At 40.9% G+C, this 17,969-nt stretch carries 20 protein-coding genes and 11 tRNA genes; 29 read left to right on the forward strand and 2 right to left on the reverse strand.

Features of this window, described 5'->3' with window-relative positions; all coding sequences use genetic code 11:
* Positions 1 to 194: 194 nt before the first annotated feature.
* The 3 genes from cshA to ACIROD_RS25920 all read left to right on the forward strand — a co-directional run bounded on the left by cshA (position 195) and on the right by ACIROD_RS25920 (position 3,814).
* Positions 195 to 1,694: a degradosome RNA helicase CshA gene (gene cshA / locus ACIROD_RS25910; protein ID WP_202190667.1), complete on the forward strand. Its 1,500-nt coding sequence runs from the start codon at positions 195 to 197 to the stop codon at positions 1,692 to 1,694.
* 190 nt (positions 1,695 to 1,884) lie between these two features.
* The gene (locus ACIROD_RS25915; protein ID WP_402945619.1) at positions 1,885 to 2,358 is read left to right on the forward strand and encodes a PH domain-containing protein; all 474 of its coding nucleotides are present in this window, start codon (positions 1,885 to 1,887) and stop codon (positions 2,356 to 2,358) included.
* Positions 2,351 to 3,814: a PH domain-containing protein gene (locus tag ACIROD_RS25920; RefSeq protein ID WP_202190666.1), complete on the forward strand. Its 1,464-nt coding sequence runs from the start codon at positions 2,351 to 2,353 to the stop codon at positions 3,812 to 3,814. Before ACIROD_RS25915 ends, ACIROD_RS25920 begins: the two co-directional genes overlap by 8 nt.
* 26 nt (positions 3,815 to 3,840) lie before the next feature.
* Here the strand turns inward: ACIROD_RS25920 and ACIROD_RS25925 are convergent, their stop codons facing one another.
* On the reverse strand, positions 3,841 to 4,431 hold the full coding sequence (locus tag ACIROD_RS25925) for a rhomboid family intramembrane serine protease (RefSeq protein WP_101225987.1): 591 nt from the start codon (positions 4,429 to 4,431) through the stop codon (positions 3,841 to 3,843).
* Positions 4,432 to 4,539: 108 nt separating this feature from the next.
* Between ACIROD_RS25925 and acpS the strand changes: the two genes are divergently transcribed.
* From acpS to ACIROD_RS25995, 14 genes are all read left to right on the forward strand, one after another.
* Complete coding sequence (gene acpS / locus ACIROD_RS25930) at positions 4,540 to 4,890, forward strand: holo-ACP synthase (protein ID WP_101225986.1); 351 nt, start codon at positions 4,540 to 4,542, stop codon at positions 4,888 to 4,890.
* A 242-nt stretch (positions 4,891 to 5,132) separates the two neighbouring features.
* Positions 5,133 to 6,137 (forward strand): LolA family protein, encoded by a 1,005-nt coding sequence (locus ACIROD_RS25935; protein WP_101225985.1) that lies wholly within the window; start codon positions 5,133 to 5,135, stop codon positions 6,135 to 6,137.
* 242 nt (positions 6,138 to 6,379) lie between these two features.
* Positions 6,380 to 7,543: an alanine racemase gene (alr, locus tag ACIROD_RS25940; RefSeq protein ID WP_402945622.1), complete on the forward strand. Its 1,164-nt coding sequence runs from the start codon at positions 6,380 to 6,382 to the stop codon at positions 7,541 to 7,543.
* Between the two features lie 162 nt (positions 7,544 to 7,705).
* The gene (locus ACIROD_RS25945) at positions 7,706 to 7,987 is read left to right on the forward strand and encodes a CopG family ribbon-helix-helix protein (protein ID WP_034306380.1); all 282 of its coding nucleotides are present in this window, start codon (positions 7,706 to 7,708) and stop codon (positions 7,985 to 7,987) included.
* A gap of 7 nt (positions 7,988 to 7,994) precedes the next feature.
* Positions 7,995 to 8,345, forward strand: a complete 351-nt coding sequence (locus ACIROD_RS25950; protein ID WP_034306610.1) for a type II toxin-antitoxin system PemK/MazF family toxin — start codon at positions 7,995 to 7,997, stop codon at positions 8,343 to 8,345.
* 413 nt (positions 8,346 to 8,758) lie between these two features.
* The gene (locus ACIROD_RS25955) at positions 8,759 to 9,586 is read left to right on the forward strand and encodes an RsbT co-antagonist protein RsbRA (RefSeq protein WP_402945606.1); all 828 of its coding nucleotides are present in this window, start codon (positions 8,759 to 8,761) and stop codon (positions 9,584 to 9,586) included.
* Between the two features lie 2 nt (positions 9,587 to 9,588).
* Positions 9,589 to 9,945 carry an STAS domain-containing protein gene (locus ACIROD_RS25960; protein WP_034306376.1) on the forward strand — a complete coding sequence of 119 codons (357 nt, stop codon included), beginning with the start codon at positions 9,589 to 9,591 and terminating at the stop codon, positions 9,943 to 9,945.
* A 3-nt stretch (positions 9,946 to 9,948) separates the two neighbouring features.
* Positions 9,949 to 10,350, forward strand: coding sequence for an anti-sigma regulatory factor (locus ACIROD_RS25965; protein WP_101225983.1), 402 nt, complete (start codon positions 9,949 to 9,951; stop codon positions 10,348 to 10,350).
* 9 nt (positions 10,351 to 10,359) lie between these two features.
* The gene (locus ACIROD_RS25970; protein ID WP_101225982.1) at positions 10,360 to 11,370 is read left to right on the forward strand and encodes a PP2C family protein-serine/threonine phosphatase; all 1,011 of its coding nucleotides are present in this window, start codon (positions 10,360 to 10,362) and stop codon (positions 11,368 to 11,370) included.
* Between the two features lie 59 nt (positions 11,371 to 11,429).
* Positions 11,430 to 11,762: an anti-sigma factor antagonist gene (locus tag ACIROD_RS25975; protein WP_101225981.1), complete on the forward strand. Its 333-nt coding sequence runs from the start codon at positions 11,430 to 11,432 to the stop codon at positions 11,760 to 11,762.
* A complete protein-coding gene (rsbW, locus tag ACIROD_RS25980; protein ID WP_034306366.1) occupies positions 11,759 to 12,232 on the forward strand; it encodes an anti-sigma B factor RsbW in 474 nt (157 codons plus the stop codon). The genes ACIROD_RS25975 and rsbW overlap by 4 nt, the downstream gene beginning before the upstream one ends.
* Positions 12,210 to 12,998 carry an RNA polymerase sigma factor SigB gene (gene sigB, locus ACIROD_RS25985; RefSeq protein WP_101225980.1) on the forward strand — a complete coding sequence of 263 codons (789 nt, stop codon included), beginning with the start codon at positions 12,210 to 12,212 and terminating at the stop codon, positions 12,996 to 12,998. The genes rsbW and sigB overlap by 23 nt, the downstream gene beginning before the upstream one ends.
* Positions 12,995 to 13,606 carry a PP2C family serine/threonine-protein phosphatase gene (locus ACIROD_RS25990; protein WP_230178895.1) on the forward strand — a complete coding sequence of 204 codons (612 nt, stop codon included), beginning with the start codon at positions 12,995 to 12,997 and terminating at the stop codon, positions 13,604 to 13,606. Before sigB ends, ACIROD_RS25990 begins: the two co-directional genes overlap by 4 nt.
* Before the next feature lie 92 nt (positions 13,607 to 13,698).
* Positions 13,699 to 15,882 (forward strand): Tex family protein, encoded by a 2,184-nt coding sequence (locus tag ACIROD_RS25995; protein WP_402945613.1) that lies wholly within the window; start codon positions 13,699 to 13,701, stop codon positions 15,880 to 15,882.
* A gap of 58 nt (positions 15,883 to 15,940) precedes the next feature.
* On the opposite strand, the gene cmpA is transcribed toward ACIROD_RS25995, so the two are convergent.
* Positions 15,941 to 16,060 (reverse strand): cortex morphogenetic protein CmpA, encoded by a 120-nt coding sequence (cmpA, locus tag ACIROD_RS26000; protein WP_089364909.1) that lies wholly within the window; start codon positions 16,058 to 16,060, stop codon positions 15,941 to 15,943.
* 83 nt (positions 16,061 to 16,143) lie between these two features.
* On the opposite strand from cmpA, the gene ACIROD_RS26005 reads away from it, so the two are divergent.
* From ACIROD_RS26005 to ACIROD_RS26060, 12 genes are all read left to right on the forward strand, one after another.
* Positions 16,144 to 16,608: a SprT family protein gene (locus tag ACIROD_RS26005; RefSeq protein WP_402945616.1), complete on the forward strand. Its 465-nt coding sequence runs from the start codon at positions 16,144 to 16,146 to the stop codon at positions 16,606 to 16,608.
* Positions 16,609 to 16,755: 147 nt separating this feature from the next.
* Positions 16,756 to 16,830 (forward strand) — tRNA-Asn (locus ACIROD_RS26010).
* 7 nt (positions 16,831 to 16,837) lie between these two features.
* A tRNA-Ser gene (locus ACIROD_RS26015) sits at positions 16,838 to 16,928 on the forward strand.
* Between the two features lie 17 nt (positions 16,929 to 16,945).
* A tRNA-Glu gene (locus tag ACIROD_RS26020) sits at positions 16,946 to 17,017 on the forward strand.
* A gap of 25 nt (positions 17,018 to 17,042) precedes the next feature.
* Positions 17,043 to 17,118 (forward strand) — tRNA-Asp (locus tag ACIROD_RS26025).
* A gap of 78 nt (positions 17,119 to 17,196) precedes the next feature.
* A tRNA-Gln gene (locus ACIROD_RS26030) sits at positions 17,197 to 17,271 on the forward strand.
* A 9-nt stretch (positions 17,272 to 17,280) separates the two neighbouring features.
* Positions 17,281 to 17,356, forward strand: a tRNA-Lys gene (locus tag ACIROD_RS26035).
* A gap of 9 nt (positions 17,357 to 17,365) precedes the next feature.
* Positions 17,366 to 17,447: transfer RNA gene (locus ACIROD_RS26040), tRNA-Leu, on the forward strand.
* A gap of 58 nt (positions 17,448 to 17,505) precedes the next feature.
* Positions 17,506 to 17,591 (forward strand) — tRNA-Leu (locus ACIROD_RS26045).
* An 18-nt stretch (positions 17,592 to 17,609) separates the two neighbouring features.
* Positions 17,610 to 17,686 (forward strand) — tRNA-Arg (locus tag ACIROD_RS26050).
* A gap of 7 nt (positions 17,687 to 17,693) precedes the next feature.
* A tRNA-Pro gene (locus ACIROD_RS26055) sits at positions 17,694 to 17,770 on the forward strand.
* Between the two features lie 29 nt (positions 17,771 to 17,799).
* Positions 17,800 to 17,873, forward strand: a tRNA-Gly gene (locus ACIROD_RS26060).
* Positions 17,874 to 17,969 lie beyond the last annotated feature (96 nt).

A 17,969-nucleotide genomic window follows, 5' to 3' on the forward strand; every position in this document is an offset into this window, starting at 1 on the left:
TATTTCCTTTTTAAAAAATCATATTGAGTTCATTTGAACTAAAAGGCAGACATACTTTTAGGTGATAATGATAAACTTTTTATAAGAGATAAAGAAGAACATCCGTCATGATGATGAGGATTTGAACTAAAACATCTGTGCATGATCCATGAATGCACGTGTAAATTTACGATATAAAAAGGAGTACGAAAACATTGACATTGTTTAGCGAATTAGGATTAGATAGAACGTCCATGAAATCAATAGAAAAAATGGGATTTGAAGAAGCGAGCCCGATTCAATCCCAAACGATACCTCTAGCACTTGAAGGTAAAGATATCATCGGTCAAGCGCAAACGGGAACAGGTAAAACAGCAGCATTCGGTATTCCATTGATGGAAAACATCGATATTAATAACGAAAACGTGCAAGGGATCGTCATTGCACCTACACGTGAGCTTGCCATTCAAGTTTCCGAGGAACTTTTCAAGCTTGGTTACGGAAAACGCGCTCGAGTACTTGCTGTTTATGGTGGACAAGACATCGACCGTCAAATCCGTGCTTTAAAGAAAAAACCACATATTATCGTTGGTACGCCTGGTCGTCTTTTAGACCATATCAAACGTAAAAATATTAAATTAGGCGGAGTTCACACTGTAGTTCTTGATGAAGCGGATGAAATGCTTAACATGGGATTCATTGAGGATATCGAATTGATCCTTTCAACGGTTCCTGACGAAAGGCAAACATTGCTTTTCTCAGCTACAATGCCTGATCCAATCCGTAAAATTGCTGAAAGATTCATGCGGGAACCCGTTCTTGTACGTGTAAAAGCAAAAGAAATGACAGTGGATCGTATCGAACAATATTACTTGGAGTTAAAAGAAAGTGAAAAATTCGATACACTTGCACGCCTTTTCGATATTCAAACACCGGATCTTGCGATCGTCTTCGGACGTACGAAACGCCGTGTCGATGAATTGGCATCTGCATTGAATATCCGCGGTTATATGGCTGAAGGCATTCATGGTGACCTTAGTCAGGCAAAACGCCTTTCTGTTTTGAAAAAGTTTAAAGACGGCAGCATCGATGTACTCGTTGCTACTGATGTTGCTGCACGTGGACTTGATATTTCCGGCGTTACTCACGTATACAACTTTGATATCCCTCAAGATCCGGAAAGCTACGTTCACCGTATTGGACGTACAGGACGTGCGGGTAAACATGGTATAGCCATTACGTTTGTAACACCAAGAGAAAGAGGCCAACTGCATGCAGTTGAACATACAACGAAAAAACGTATGGAGAAACTTAAGACTCCTACGTTAACTGAAGCGTTGGAAGGTCAACAAAAAGCAGTAACGGAAAAAATCCTTAATACAATCGAGAATGAGGATTTAACTTTATACCTTGGTCAAGCGGAAGAATTATTACAAAAACATAGCGCAGCGGATTTAGTTGCAGCCATGCTTAAATCAATGACAAAAGAACCGGATCAAACGCCTATCAAGTTAACGGAAGAATCTCCATCTCCAATGCGTCGCAATCGCGGAGGAAGCAGTTCTTCTGGCAACAGACAGCGCAATGGCCGCAGTTCTTCAGGCAGAAAAGATTACGGTAGCGGATCAGGGAAACGCCCAAGCGCGAACCGTAAATCGAATGGTTACGGAAACCGTAGCACGAGCCAAAAAAGAGAAAAAACGAATAAGATTTAATTGAATTGGAAATGCCGCTCATTTGAGCGGCATTTTTTTTATGTGCATCTCCTTATGCAATGGTATCCGATTGGTTAAGGGTTTTTGGAAAGGGGTTAATTTCCAGTATTTAATTATAGTATAATGGATGAAAGCAAGGATGGATGATGATGATTCAATTAGCATTACCTGTCCGGAAGAGGAGAAGCACATGGAACCTGAAAATCGCATATCGAATAAGGCCTTGACCGTATGGAAAATCAGTGGTCTTATAAGCTGTTCAATAACCTGGATTATAAGCATCGCCGTACTCGTGCTTACAATCATTTTTGATTGGACATATTGGGTGTTTGGAGCGTTGATCATAATTTCGATAATCCAATCTTATCTGGCCATCTTTCTGATTCCGTCGGTGAAATGGAAGCGGTGGCGTTACGAAGTAAGAAATACTGAAATTGATATCCAAAGTGGTATTTTCGTCATTAAAAGAACGCTCATCCCCATGATAAGGGTCCAGCATGTTGAAACGAAGCAAGGGCCATTATTAAGAAAATACGATTTAGCCTCCGTTGAAATTTCCACTGCAGCGACCCTTCATGTTATCCCAGCCTTGGACCTTGGAGAGGCAGATGAATTGCGGCATTATATTTCGAGAATGGCAAGTGTGGAGGAAGAAGATGTCTGATCCTAAAAGGCTTCACCCCATAGCTGTATTGCTTAACATCATTAAATCGATTAAGGAGTTAGTCATCCCTTTTTTATTAGTGGTCGTCATTCCTGGGAAGAATGAAGGAATTCCTGGATGGATACAACCGCTGGTCATTGCCATTATTATACTTTTGCTGATAGTCATGGCATTCCTTCAATGGTTACGTTTTACATATCGCATAGAAGAGGGCGAATTCAGAATTGAGTCCGGGGTTTTCGTAAGGAAGAAACGGTATATAAAGTTTGATCGGATCCATAGCATAGATATATCAGAGGGCATCATCCAGAGGATATTCAGCCTAGTGAAGCTGAATATTGAAACGGCAGGCGGGTCTCAGGCCGATGCTGTATTATCAGCCATAAGCAAAAGTGATGCTGAACGAATCAATGCTTTTATAAGTGAAGAAAAAAATGCGAAAAATATTTTTGGTAATGATAAAGATGAAGTTGCGAATAAAGGATATGCAGCTAAATCGTCTTCCGTTTTTAAGCAGACATTGCCGCAGCTATTCGTTATGGCTGCCACTTCGGGAGCGGTAGGTGTCTTCCTATCTGGGGCAATCGCTTTTATTTCACAGTTCGATGAAATGATACCTTTTGAGAGGATATTTAAGGATTATGAAGAGTTTATTGAAATGGGGACCATCATTCTGACCTTGTTTGCTCTGGTGGCTTTACTGGTGGTTTATGTACTGGCCACATTAAGTATGGTAATTAAATATGCTTCCTTTACCGTGTTAAAAACGGATGAGGAAATCGTTATTTCCAGAGGGCTTCTCGAGAAAAGACAGCTGACAATCCCTATCCATAAAATTCAAGGTATCCGGATCATGGAGAATTTGATTCGGAAGCCATTGGGATTGGCGACGGTTTATATTGAATATGCTGGAGGCAGTATGGAAGATAAAGAAAGTCTATCCATCATGCTGTTCCCTTTAATCAGGAAGAGGCATTTACATGAAAAAATCCTGGAAATTTTACCGGTTTATGAAACAACCATTGAGATGACACCGATACCTAAGCGTGCACTTTCCCGGTATGTGTTTCATAAGTTTCTGTACCTCATCCCGATCATCGGTGCCTTGGTATGGTTTTTAAGTCCTTGGGGTTATCTTTCCCTTTTGCTTGTACCGTTGACGATTTTTTGGGCTTACATGCAATATAGAGATGCAGGATGGAGCATAGATGGGAATTTGTTGCTATTGAGCAGCCGTTTTTTCTCGAAGCAAACATTGATCATGCAGAGAAGCAGAATTCAATCAATCACATATAAAAAAAGTTGGTTTCAAAATCGAAAAGAATTAGCAACGATTTCAGCGTCGGTCAAATCAGGAATCACCTCCCGGGTCGGCATGGTTGCTGATGTGGAAGAAAAGGATTGCCTAATAATTAAATCATGGTATTCACCTAAAAAAACAGTCGACTCCCAATGATTGAAGGGAAGAGTCGGCTGTTTGTCCTACCATTTTTTTCTTAAATATAATGGAGCTGTTAAAAAGCCGGTTGCCAGTCCAGCCAGATGACCGATAACGTTGATCTGCGGTTGTATGAAGGTCATGATGACGGCAATTCCGGTCAGTGTATATACTGTATTTCTTTCGTTGTTCGTAAAATTGGTTTTATTGAAAAGTACAAGATATAAAAAGAATCCGAGTAAACCAAAAATTGCTCCGCTAGCACCTACGTGGTTATATGTCAGTGGGTTAATTAGAAAGGTTGCGATATTGGCAAGGATACCTGTCGATAAAAAGAAGATTGAAAACTTGATGGTTCCAAGTAATTTCTCTAGGAATGGACCGAAGATGGCAAGGGAGAATCCGTTAAACAGTAAATGTGTAAACGTGCTATGTAGAAAGATGGGGGTGATCAAACGCCACCATTGTCCATCAGCGATGTATAAGTTCACACCTGCGCCATAATAAAAGAGTACATTGCCGGGAAATATGGGGAAGAGGACAAGAACGAATACAATCATCATAATGAGTATGAGCACAGTAACAGCTCGATATGAATCTGCGTATTCGCGGAAGCCTTCTGTTCTTGTAAACATAAATTCCTCCTTGTTATCGTTTTTAATTAAATACAATATTATCATTTTCAGGTAAAAGAGTCCTCCTAATGATATGCAGCTTATTAAATTAATAGAAGAGGTGTCAAAGTGATTAAAGGTATAGGCGTGGACATTACTGAATTGGATAGAATGGAAACACTGATTAATCGGCAACCCCGTTTAAAGGAACGTATATTAACAGAAAAGGAAATCTTGATTTTCGAAAAGTTAAATGGAAGAAGGAAGGTCGAGTATTTTGCTGGGCGTTTTGCGGCAAAGGAGGCTTTTTCAAAAGCAAACGGAACAGGGATAGGCAAGCACTTATCCTTTTTGGATATTGAAATCATTTCGGATGATAAAGGAAAGCCGATGATTTCAAAGCCGTTTTCTGAAGGGGTCCATCTTTCGATTAGCCACAGCCGGGATTATGCGGTTGCTCAAGTCGTAATTGAAGGGTGAATGGAGTTTTGTCCATCGGGTCATAAACCTTTAGGTTGTCTCATATACATTTAGTGCTATAGGGAGACAAGGCCCGGTAAAAGGTACATGGCAGAGTAGGTGCTCTCGAAAAGTTTTTAGCCGGACTGAGAATGGGTCCGTGCCTAAAATACCGAGGAATCTAAGACATCAGTCGAGCCAATGTCCGGATCCTGCCTTTTCCTCTCCCTTTTACGTTCAAATGACAAAAAGGGGTTGAAAAGATGAAGAAGATGGTAATGCTTTTTGCAGGGATCATGCTCTTGCTTGCTCTTTCTGCTTGCGGCCAAAAATCACAGAGTGACGTAGTGAGTGAATTGAATGAGAAGCTTGGCGAAATGAAGGGATATAAAGCTAACGCGAAGATGACATTGAAGATGGGGACGGAACCTCAAGTGTATAATGTGGAGATTTGGCATAAGGACCCTTCTTTTTACCGCGTAAATCTGAAAAATGAAGAGAAGGATCAAAGCCAGATGATTTTGAAAAATGATGATGGTGTATATGTTCTGACACCAGCTTTGAATAAAAGTTTTAAATTTCAAAGCGAGTGGCCGGAGAACAGCAGTCAGGCCTATTTGTTCGAGTCGTTGGTGAAAGACATTACGGAAGATAAAAGTGCGACATATAAAGAAACGGATAAACATTATGTCTTTGAAACGAAAACACGCTACCAAAACAATAAAATGTTGCCATATCAAGAGATTACTATAAACAAAAAGGATTTATCCCCAGTCAGTGTAAAAGTCATGGACCCTGATAAGACCGCATTGGTACTAGTTGAATTCTCGAAAGTTAAATTCGATACGACTTTTGATAAGGATTCATTTGATATGAAGAAAAACATGACAAGTGCACAACTTGAAGCACCCGTTATGGCAGAAGTCCAAAATGAAGGATTTGCAGTGAAATACCCTGACAATATTGGTGATATGAATTTAACGGAAGAAAAAGAAATTACGACGGAAAAGGGAGAACGTGTCGTTTTGACCTATGAGGGTACAAAAAGTTTTACATTAGTTCAGGAGAAAGCTGAGGTAGTTCAAACTTCCGTTTCGACGAATGTTAATGGAGAACCGGTTGATTTGGGTTATACTGTCGGGGCCATGACAGGAAATACGATTGCATGGACTTTTGAAGGTGTCGATTATATGCTTGCATCAAAGGATTTGACACAGGAAGAGATGATAGAAGTCGCCCGTTCGGTTGGGGAAGAACCAGTCAAATAGGATTACATAACAAGCTGATGTTTCCCGTCTCCTTACGAAGGTTTCTTCTGGGTAGGATAGGCGGGAAAGCAGCTTGTTGACATTTTTAATCCTTCCAACTGATTTAGGCTCGCAGCTGGGAAATTAGAATCAAGGTGAAAAAGCACTTTATCTTTCTGGCGGTTGGTTATAGAATGTTCCTATAATGAAACGAAAACTTCGCTACTGGGAAGAATCTTATTGTGAGTGTAGGAAAGAAGGAAATGGTCTTGGAAACGAAAATATTTCATCGAGATACGTGGGCAGAAGTAAATTTGGATAAAATTTTTGAAAATATCTCTTCAATGAAACAAAGACTGGGAAATGGCGTTAGTCTTTTCGCTGTCGTTAAAGCGAATGCATATGGCCATGGGGACTATGAAGTGGCCAAAACGGCGCTTGAAGCGGGGGCGGATTTTTTAAGTGTCGCTTTTTTGGATGAGGCTCTTGCCTTACGAAAAAAGGGAATATTGGCTCCGATCCTTGTACTTGGGGCGTCAAGGCCTGAAAGCGCGGCTCTTGCTGCCGAGTATGGGATTTCCGTGACGGTTTTCGATGTAGCATGGTTGGAAAAGGCAAAGGATTTGTTGAAACCGGGACAAGTTTTGCAAATCCATGTAAAAGTGGATAGCGGCATGGGTAGAATCGGCATTCGTGATAAAGGTCAACTCATGAAAGTGGAAAATTTGCTTGAGCGTGAGGCTTGTTTCAATTTCCAAGGGATATTCACTCATTTCGCGACGGCGGATGAAATGAAGACCGACTATTATGAAAAGCAGCTTGCTACATTTAAAGGGATGCTTTCCGTAATGACTGGAAAGCCTGAATATATTCATGCAGCCAATAGTGCAGCTTCTTTAAGATTCACCGATCCTGAATGGAATGCAATAAGAATGGGGATTTCCATGTATGGATTGAGTCCTTCCGTGGAGATGAAGCCGATATTGCCATACCCATTAAAACAGGCTATATCATTGAGAACGAAGATGGTTGCGGTTAAACAGCTTGCTAAGGGTGAAAGCGTTAGTTATGGAGCGACATATACGGCTGAAGGTGATGAGTGGATCGGGACTTTGCCAATCGGTTATGCTGACGGCTGGATTCGTAAGCTGCAAGGTCAGGAAGTTCTTGTGGATGGAAAAAGAGTACCCATAGTCGGGAGGATTTGCATGGATCAATGCATGATCAAGCTGCCTGGGCCATACCCTGTAGGAACAGAGGTCACACTGATGGGGAATGATGGGGATGAATCGATAACTGTCGATGAGATAGCGGCAAAACTGGAAACGATCAACTATGAGATAACATGTATGATTGGAGCAAGAGTGCCCCGTGTGTATATAAAAGACAATCAGGTGAATCATGTACGCAACTTCATCTTGGAATGACCCGATTGTAAAAAAATCCTAAGATTGTGAATAAGATTTCCTTTATTATGCTGATAATAGGATTGAGAATAGAATATACTCTTTGCAGATAGGCATTTTAATGGTAATATTGAAAAGGATATATACAATAAAGGTGTGTAGTGATGGTGGAGGTGTATGTTTGTGTCTGAATCCAGCGCAACAAGAGAGATATTAATTCGATTACCTCAAAATTTTTTAACAGAGTTAGATGGGTATGCGAGTGAGGAAAATGTAAATCGCAGTGAATTTATTTATCGTGCCACAAAAATGTATCTTCGCGAACGTAAAAAGAAAGAGTTTCGCGAATCGATGAAACGCGGTTATATTGAAATGGCGGCCATTAACTTAACGATTGCTTCTGAAGCCTTCCAGGCTGAATTCGAGGCTGGTCATTGCGTTGAACGATTAGTTAGCGGAGGCTGAGCCATTGATTGTTGTTAAGCGTGGTGACGTATACTTCGCAGACCTTTCCCCGGTAGTTGGTTCAGAGCAGGGGGGGACCCGTCCGGTACTAATTTTACAAAACGATATTGGTAATCGCTTTAGTCCGACTGTGATCGTGGCAGCCATTACAGCTCAAATTCAAAAAGCGAAATTGCCTACACATGTTGAGATTAATGCAAAAAAGTACGGATTCGAGCGGGATTCCGTCATTTTATTAGAACAGATCCGGACAATTGATAAGCAGCGTTTAACTGATAAAATTACGCATCTTGACGAACCGATGATGCAAAAAGTCAATGAAGCTTTGCAAATTAGTTTAGGCCTCATTGAGTTTTAAAGAAAATTTTTCCCGTTAAACCGGGCGTTATTATAATACAAATCATTCTTGATGTTATTTAGATGGCACGATCCCTGCAACTGTGGGGATCGTGTTTTTTTTGTCAAATAACATTAACATATCCAAAAACTATACAGCAGGAAATATGAAAAATTTGACGAATAAAAACATTATATAGTTAGATATTGAATGGAACGTCATTGTTTTTTATAGTATCTCCCTAACTTTTCATTAATTGATGTTTTTCTTACCTGAATTTCGGGTATATAGTTATTTTGTAAATAACTAAAAAAAAAGCAAAAGTTAGTGGGGAAATTCAAAGGAAATCCAAATGGAAATAACATTACAGTTAGTTAACATCCTTGTGACGTGGACAGGGAAACAAGGCAATTGTGTTAGAATGGGAGGATATTATGAATCAATTGGTTTACGATTTTATTAAGCAAAATCAAGATTACATCCTTACTGAGTGGATGGGCATCATGAAGGAAAGTACGGACGAAAGATTAATTAAAGTCGTTTCAGATCGAATGTTCACGCAAACTAGCAGTGAATTTATAGATATGATCATTACGAACGTTGATAGTAAAAACAAGGAATTCACATTGAAGCTTTCAGATTTTGCCGAGAAAGTCGTCCAATTGGGATGGCCTCTCACTTTCGTCAATGAAGGACTTCATAAATTCACGTTAATTGTCATAAATGGTATGGTGGAAAAGGGTCTTGTTACTCCTGGAAATCAAGTCAATCTTGTTAACCATTTGGATAAATGGGCCACACCGATAAATAATGAAATAGTCAATATATATACTCAAACTTGGGAAAGAACTGTTTCCATGCAAAAAATAGCGTTGCAAGAACTTTCGGCTCCGCTCATTCCTGTATTGGAAGGAATAACGGTAATGCCGCTGATTGGTACGATTGATACGGAACGTGCCAAACAGATAATGGAAAACCTGTTGACCGGCGTTGTAAAGCATAGATCTGAAGTTGTTCTCATTGATATAACGGGCGTGCCGGTCGTGGATACCATGGTTGCCCATCATATCATTCAAGCGGCGGAAGCAGTCCGATTAGTGGGCGCAAAATGCATACTCTGCGGCATCCGCCCTGAAATTGCTCAAACAATCGTTAATCTTGGAATTAATTTAAATGAAGTGATTACAAAAAATACATTGAAAAAAGGGATAGAAGTTGCGTTGGAATCAACGAGCCGTAAGATCGTAAAGGTGGAGGGATAAGTATGAGGATTCCGATATTGAAGCTTTATGACTGCTTGTTAGTCTCTATACAGTGGGAATTGGATGATATGACAGCCCTTCAATTTCAAGAGGATTTACTGCATAAGATTCATGAAACAAGCGCGAATGGCGTTGTTATAGATATTACCTCAATAGATTTTATTGATTCTTTTATCGCAAAGGTATTGGGCGATGTCTTTAGCATGTCTAAGCTTATGGGGGCCAAAGTTGTAATTACGGGAATCCAGCCTGCTGTTGCAATAACATTAATTGAACTGGGAATTAGTCTCGATGATGTTCTGACAGCATTAGACTTAGAGAAAGGCCTGGAGAAATTACAACAGGAATTGGGGGATTAAAGAATGGAGTTCCAATCCTGCGTAAAAATCATAAATGAATGGGACATCGTAGCTGCAAGGCAGCTCGGAAGAAATGTCGCTAAAGAGTTGGGGTTCGGTACTGTAGACCAGGCCAGGATCACAACAGCCATTAGCGAATTGGCCCGAAACATATACCTATATGCTGGACAAGGCAGTGTTAGCATAGAAAAGCTAAATATAAATGGGAAGTCAGGATTGAAAATCATTGCAGAGGACCAGGGTCCGGGAATTGAGGATATCCGCAGAGTCATGGAAGATGGATATACCACCTCAGGGGGACTGGGCGCAGGTCTTCCTGGAGCCAAACGTTTAATGGATGACTTTGATATTGATTCGATACCAGGTGAAGGGACTAAGATCATCGCTACGAAATGGCTCCGTTAGGGGGGGAATATGGATATTAGGGAGAACATGGAGAAAAAGTATCATGAGGCGCTTTCTACTTATCTTAAAGACCAAAATGAGCAGGCACTCTACCAAGGACAAAAGATTAGCCGCCTACATATCAAATACAATATATCTCCAGAAGAAATCATCAGTATGCATAAAAATAACTTAATGGAACTTTACCCGGAATTACCGGGAAAAGTGTTGGATTCTTTCGATTTTCTGCTGGAAGTCATGATGGGCTACGGTATTGCATACCGTGAACATCAAAGCCTTAGACATCAACAGCAGGAACTGAAAACGGAAATCGAGATTGCGGCAAACGTTCAACATACTCTTTTGGAAACGAAAATTCCTGATATCAAAGCACTTGAAATTGGAGCGATCAGTGTTCCGGCGAGACAGATGAACGGAGATTACTATCACTTCGTCCAAGATGAAAATGATCGTATAGGAGTAGGGATAGCAGATGTCATAGGAAAAGGGATTCCTGCTGCATTGTGCATGTCGATGATCAAATATGCGATGGACAGTCTTCCCGAGCATCGTCATGAACCGAATAGTGTGCTTGAGAGTTTGAACCGTGTTGTGGAGCATAATGTGGATCCAAGCATGTTCATAACCATGTTCTATGGTTTATATGATCCGCATGACAGGCAATTTTCCTATGCTTCAGCCGGACATGAACCTGGCTTTTACTATGATGCCGCAACAGGTACTTTTAGTGATTTGGATGCAAAGGGCTTGTTGCTTGGAGTTGATAAAAAAACAAGGTATCGCCAATATGAAAAAACGGTGAATCGTGGAGACATGATCATTTTATTATCCGATGGGGTAACGGAATGCCGGACGTATGATGGGTTCATAGAAAGGGAAACACTTATCGGTTTCATTAAAAAGAATATGCATTTGCAAGCCCAGGAAATGGTGAATAATATATTTAAACAATTAGAGAAAATGCAGAACTTCCAACTGAGGGATGATTTTACATTAATAATTTTAAAATCAAATGTTTAGTATTGTTTCTGCTGGGTATAGATATAGGAATGAAGAGGATTTGAAGAGGTGGGTCAAGGATGAATATAACTGTAGATGTTAATGAATTAAATACTGAATTTGTTGTAAAACTAAAAGGTGAAATTGATGCCTATACTGCACCGAAATTAAGGGAATCACTATTTCCGATTTCAGAGCAGGATAATGTTTCGATTACGATTGATTTAACTGAAGTCTCTTATATGGATAGTACGGGACTTGGGGTATTTGTCGGTGCCTTCAAAAGCGTAAGGGCACATAATGGCGAATTCACACTAGTTGGCTTATCAGAAAGGTTACGACGTTTATTTGATATAACAGGTCTTGCAGATATCATTGATATAAAAAGTGGTACAGAGGGTGGGTTAGAATGAGTCAAGTATATGATTACATCGAAATGAAAATACCTGCAAAACCAGAATTCATCGGTGTCATTCGTTTAACGCTTTCTGGGATAGGAAGCCGGATGGGATTTGCGTATGATGAAATTGAGGATTTGAAGATCGCTACCAGTGAGGCTTGTACAAATGCGGTACAGCATGCATATAAGGATTCTGAAAAAGGTGAAGTGAAAGTAAGTTTCGGCCTTTATCCTGACCGTCTGGAGGTCATGGTTTCTGATAGTGGCAAGAGCTGTAATTTCGAAGAAGTTCGTCAAGGACTCGGTCCATACGAAAATGGACAAAAAGTCGAACTTTTGAGAGAAGGAGGCTTGGGTCTTTACCTTATTGAAACTCTGATGGATGATGTTAAAATTCATCAGCATGATGGGGTTACAGTATTTATGACTAAGTTTTTAGAAGGAGAGCAGGTGGAGATGGATGCAAAAACAGTCTCAACCTAATCAGGCACAAAGAGAACAGGTAAATGAATGGATTAGAGCTTACCAGCAGAATCAAGATGATGAAGCACAGAGTAATCTAGTCATCCATTATAAAAGTTTAGTTGAAACAATCGCCCGCAAGTATGCGAAAGGGAAATCATTTCAGGAGGATATCTCCCAAGTCGGCATGATTGGTTTATTAGGTGCCATTCGACGATATGATGAATCTTTCGGTAAGAGCTTTGAGGCATTTGCCGTCCCTACTATAATCGGCGAAATCAAAAGGTTCCTTCGTGACAAAACATGGAGTGTCCATGTGCCAAGGAGAATTAAGGAACTTGGTCCGAAAATCAGGGTGACTGTCGAGGAATTGACGACAACTCTGCATCGCTCACCAAGAATAGATGAAATAGCCGATAGTATAGGCGTGACTGAAGAAGAAGTTTTAGAAGCGATGGAAATGGGAAAAAGCTATCAAGCATTATCTGTGGATCATTCTATTGAGGCGGATTCTGATGGCGGTACTGTCACATTACTTGATATATTCGGGAATGTCGATGAAGGTTTTGAAAAGGTCAATCAGCGGCTTGTGCTTGAAAAGGTGCTGCATGTTCTGAGTGACCGTGAAAAGATGATCATTCAACATACTTATTTAGAGAATTTAAGCCAGAAAGAAGCTGGCGATAAACTGGGGATTTCCCAAATGCATGTTTCAAGGCTCCAACGCCGCGCGATCAAGAAACTTCAAGAAGCCATTAATGCTGAAAACTCGGAGTTAATTCAGTGATCAAAGATATTCTGAGGGAAGAAAAAATAGAAGTCCTTGTCTCTCAATCGTCTAAAAACGGGATGGTTTATTGTGGTGATGATTACTTCTTTCTTCATACGAAAGAATACTTTGTGTGTGTCCTGGCAGATGGTCTAGGCAGCGGCAAAAATGCTTATGATTCCTCCCATGCCGTCATCGAGGAAGTTAAACGTAATCATGAGTTGGATGTAGAATCATTAATGGCAGTATGTAACCAGGTTTTAGTCGATAAGCGGGGGGCAGCCGTTTCGATTTTGAAGATTTTTTATGACAAGAATGAATTTGTATACAGTTCAGTGGGTAACATCCGCTTTTTTCTGTATAATCCAAGCGACGATAAACTCGTTTACCCTTTACCTGTTACAGGGTATTTATCCGGAAGGAAACAAACATACAGGACGCAGAGCTACAAATATGAACCAAATGCAAAATTCATCCTTCATTCCGATGGTTTAGAACTTAAGGGAGCTAAATCTTTTTTAAAAAGGCTGGTCCCTATCGATAAGAACGCACAGTGCATATTAAAAAGCAGTCCATTAACTGCAGATGATACAACTTTCATTTTAGGAAGCTTACTTTCGCCATAATTCGGAAGTGAGCTTTTTTGTATTGAATTCGCAACTTCATCACTCATTTGCTAGACTATACTTATTAGATCAAAAGGTTGGAGGTAAACATAATGATCGTTGTAGAAGATAAATTGAAAGAACTGATTAAACAAATATCCAATGAGCTAACTTTGAAAAATAATCAAGTCCAAAACGTCATACAGATGCTGCAAGAAGGGAACACTGTCCCTTTTATCGCTCGGTATAGGAAAGAAATGACGGGTTCGCTTGATGAAGTTCAGATTCGTTCCATCATGGAAAGGTGGAACTATCTTGAAAACCTTGGCCAGAGGAAAGCGGAAGTTACGCGTTCGATTGGTGAACAGGGAAAATTGACGGAAGAATTAACGATACAAATCGAGAAGGCAACAAAACTGCAGGAAGTCGAGGATTTATACAGGCCATTCAAACAAAAAAGGAGAACGAAAGCGACAGTTGCTAAAGAAAAGGGTCTTGAACCACTGGCCAATTGGCTTCTGGAATGTCCAATGCATGCCAGTGTTAGCGAAAAAGCTGCAGAATTCATATCGGCAGAAAAAGAAGTTTCTTCTATTGAAGAGGCTATTGCTGGAGCGCAGGATATCATAGCTGAACATATATCCGATGATGCAGAATTAAGGAAGTGGATAAGGGCTGAAATTTTCAAAGCCGGAAAAATGGTTTCAACTGTGAAAAATGAAGAGAAGGACGAGAAAAAAATCTTCGAAATGTACTATGAATACGAGGAGCCGGTTCAAAGGATCGTACCGCATCGGGTGTTGGCGCTGAATAGAGGTGAAAAGGAAGAAGTTCTGCGAATCTCCATTCAGCCCCGGACTGAAATCATCATTGGTCATCTTGAGCGGAAAATCATTAAAAATAACAAATCTGAAGCCCAAGTTGTTCTTAAATCTGCGATTGAGGATGGACTCAAGCGATTGATCCTGCCTTCTGTAGAACGGGAAATCAGAAAAGAGCTGACGGAAAAAGCTGAGGATCAAGCTATCCATATTTTCTCTGAAAACCTGCGGAACCTGCTCTTGCAGCCCCCGCTTAAAGGGAAAGTGGTCCTTGCCCTTGATCCGGCATATCGGACTGGCTGTAAGTTGGCCGTCATTGATGAAACCGGAAAGGTTCTCGATATCAGTGTGATCTACCCGCATCCTCCTGCTGCGAAGCTTAATGCTGCCCGTGAAAAAACGATTGAAATACTTCAGCGGTTCTCGGTTGAAATCGTGGCAATCGGCAATGGTACGGCATCACGTGAATCAGAGCAATTCATCGCAGATATTTTAAAAGAAGTGAAAGGGAATATTTCATATATAATTGTTAATGAAGCGGGAGCCAGCGTGTATTCAGCCTCGGATATTGCCCGTGAAGAGTTTCCAGATCTTCAAGTAGAACAGAGAAGCGCCGTTTCGATAGGCAGAAGGCTTCAGGATCCCCTTGCTGAACTTGTTAAAATCGATCCGCAATCCGTGGGGGTGGGTCAGTATCAACATGATGTGTCCCAGAAAAAGTTAACAGAATCCCTCACCTTTGTAGTAGAAACAGCTGTTAACCAGGTGGGAGTGAATGTCAATACCGCTTCTTCGTCACTTTTGCAATATGTAGCTGGTTTATCAAAATCGGTTGCTCAAAATATTGTGAAGAAAAGGGAAGTGGAAGGGAAGTTTTCAAGCAGGAAGGAATTAAAGAAGATTCCTCGGCTTGGTGCCAAAACATATGAACAATGTATAGGGTTCTTACGTATCATTAATGGAGATGAGCCTTTAGATCAAACGGCGATACATCCTGAGAACTACAGTGCCGTGAATAAATTATTAAAGAAAATGGGATTCACATCCGATGATTTAGGCAGTGATGCCCTGAATGAAGAATTAGGCAAACTAAATCCGGCTGATTTGGCCGAGGATTTGGAAATTGGGGAAATTACGATTAAAGATATCATAGATGATTTGATGAAACCGGGAAGAGATCCTCGGGATGAATTATCAAAACCACTGCTTAAGCAGGATGTACTAAAAATGGAGGATCTGCAAACTGGGATGGAATTACAAGGTACAGTGAGGAATGTTGTGGATTTCGGTGCGTTTGTGGACATTGGTGTTAAACAGGATGGACTGGTTCATATTTCTAAACTGAGCAACCGGTTTGTAAAGCATCCATTGGATGTAGTGGCCGTTGGGGATGTTGTGACGGTTTGGGTCGAACTGGTTGACTCCAAAAAACAAAGGGTATCTTTAACGATGCTCGAGCCAAAGGATCAAAAATAGCCTACGGTAAGCTCCTTCTATAGTAGAAGGGGTTTTTTTATATGGAGCAAAGTTGAATTTATAAACGGAGGCTTTCTTTTTTTTGATAAAAAAACCAACATTGATTCAACATCTTCACTTGATAATAATCCTTTTCATAAAAGGCTTTGCGGATTTGATTCTGGAACCAATTAGGCATAGCTTTTCCTCCCTTAGTTTCCTATTGTATTATTAGTCTATGTTATAATAGGTTGTCATGTTACCAAGGAAAGGGAGGGGGAAATGGATAATCGGCAATTGCAAAAACTAGTGGAAGAAATATCGTTGAAAGACTTTGAAAAGGCCTTTAGACACCAAGCCATGTTTAATCCACGTCTCCGAACAACGGGAGGCCGATACTTGCTCCGTTCACACAATATAGAAATCAATAAGAAGTATCTTGATGAACGCGGTGTGGAAGAAATGATTGGAATCATTAAGCATGAATTGTGCCATTATCATCTGCACATCGAAAAAAAGGGGTACCAGCATCGTGATGCGGACTTTAAGCAATTACTCAAAAAAGTGGGGGCACCGAGATTTTGCGAGCCGCTGCCATCTAACCAATTAAAGAAAAAGATGAATACTATTCAATATAAATGTGAAGACTGTCAGCAGGTGTATATAAGAAAAAAGCGAATCGACACTACCCGTTTCGTTTGTGGTAAATGTCGTGGAACATTGATTTACCAAGGGTTTAAGGAGTAAAAAACAAAAATATAAAAAAACATAAAAGAACCCTTGACTTTAAGTTGCAACCTCTTTATAATCATAAGAGTCGACAAGATAACAACTTGTTCTTAACGACAAACACTAAGGTCCTTGAGCGTGAAAAAGGAACCCAATTTTCATTATTCCGCAGTAGCTCAGTGGTAGAGCATTCGGCTGTTAACCGAACGGTCGTAGGTTCGAGTCCTACCTGCGGAGCCATTTTTTTGGGGAAGTACTCAAGAGGCTGAAGAGGCGCCCCTGCTAAGGGTGTAGGTCGCGTAAGCGGCGCGAGGGTTCAAATCCCTCCTTCTCCGCCAGTTACATATTTTATCAAGGCCCATTGGTCAAGCGGTTAAGACACCGCCCTTTCACGGCGGTAACACGGGTTCGAATCCCGTATGGGTCACTTTCTTATACATAATCAAAATACTGGTCCCGTGGTGTAGCGGTTAACATGCCTGCCTGTCACGCAGGAGATCGCGGGTTCGATTCCCGTCGGGACCGCCATTTTTTTAAAAAAACACTTGCTAAAATAATGTTATCGTGATATAATGTTATCCTGGCTGTTAATTAGTATTTGATTATTGGGCTATAGCCAAGCGGTAAGGCAACGGATTTTGATTCCGTCATGCGAAGGTTCGATCCCTTCTAGCCCAGCCATTTTATTTAGAGCCATTAGCTCAGTTGGTAGAGCATCTGACTTTTAATCAGAGGGTCGAAGGTTCGAATCCTTCATGGCTCACCATTTATTTTCGCGGGTGTGGCGGAATTGGCAGACGCACCAGACTTAGGATCTGGCGCCGCAAGGCGTGGGGGTTCAAGTCCCTTCACCCGCACTGATATTTTCTTCTTGACATCAAGTTGAAAAGGTGTTAAACTTACAAAGTCGCTTTCGCGGTCGTGGCGGAATGGCAGACGCGCTAGGTTGAGGGCCTAGTGGGGGAAACCCCGTGGAGGTTCGACTCCTCTCGGCCGCACCAATAACATCATAGAAATTAGCGCCCGTAGCTCAATTGGATAGAGCATCTGACTACGAATCAGAAGGTTGTAGGTTCGACTCCCGCCGGGCGCACCATATTTTACGGGAAGTAGCTCAGCTTGGTAGAGCACTTGGTTTGGGACCAAGGGGTCGCAGGTTCGAATCCTGTCTTCCCGACCATTCTTTCTGAAAATATTTTAAAATTAAATGCGGGTGTAGTTTAGTGGTAAAACCTCAGCCTTCCAAGCTGATGATGAGAGTTCGATTCTCTTCACCCGCTCCATTATTGCTCTTTGAAAACTGAACAAAACAAAGCGCCAACGTTAAATTTTAAGTGAGCACACACTATCAAAAAAGCAAATGAGCAAGTCAAACATTT

The sequence above is a fragment of the Peribacillus sp. NPDC101481 genome (assembly GCF_044767165.1).
Taxonomy (GTDB): Bacteria; Bacillota; Bacilli; order Bacillales; family DSM-1321; genus Peribacillus.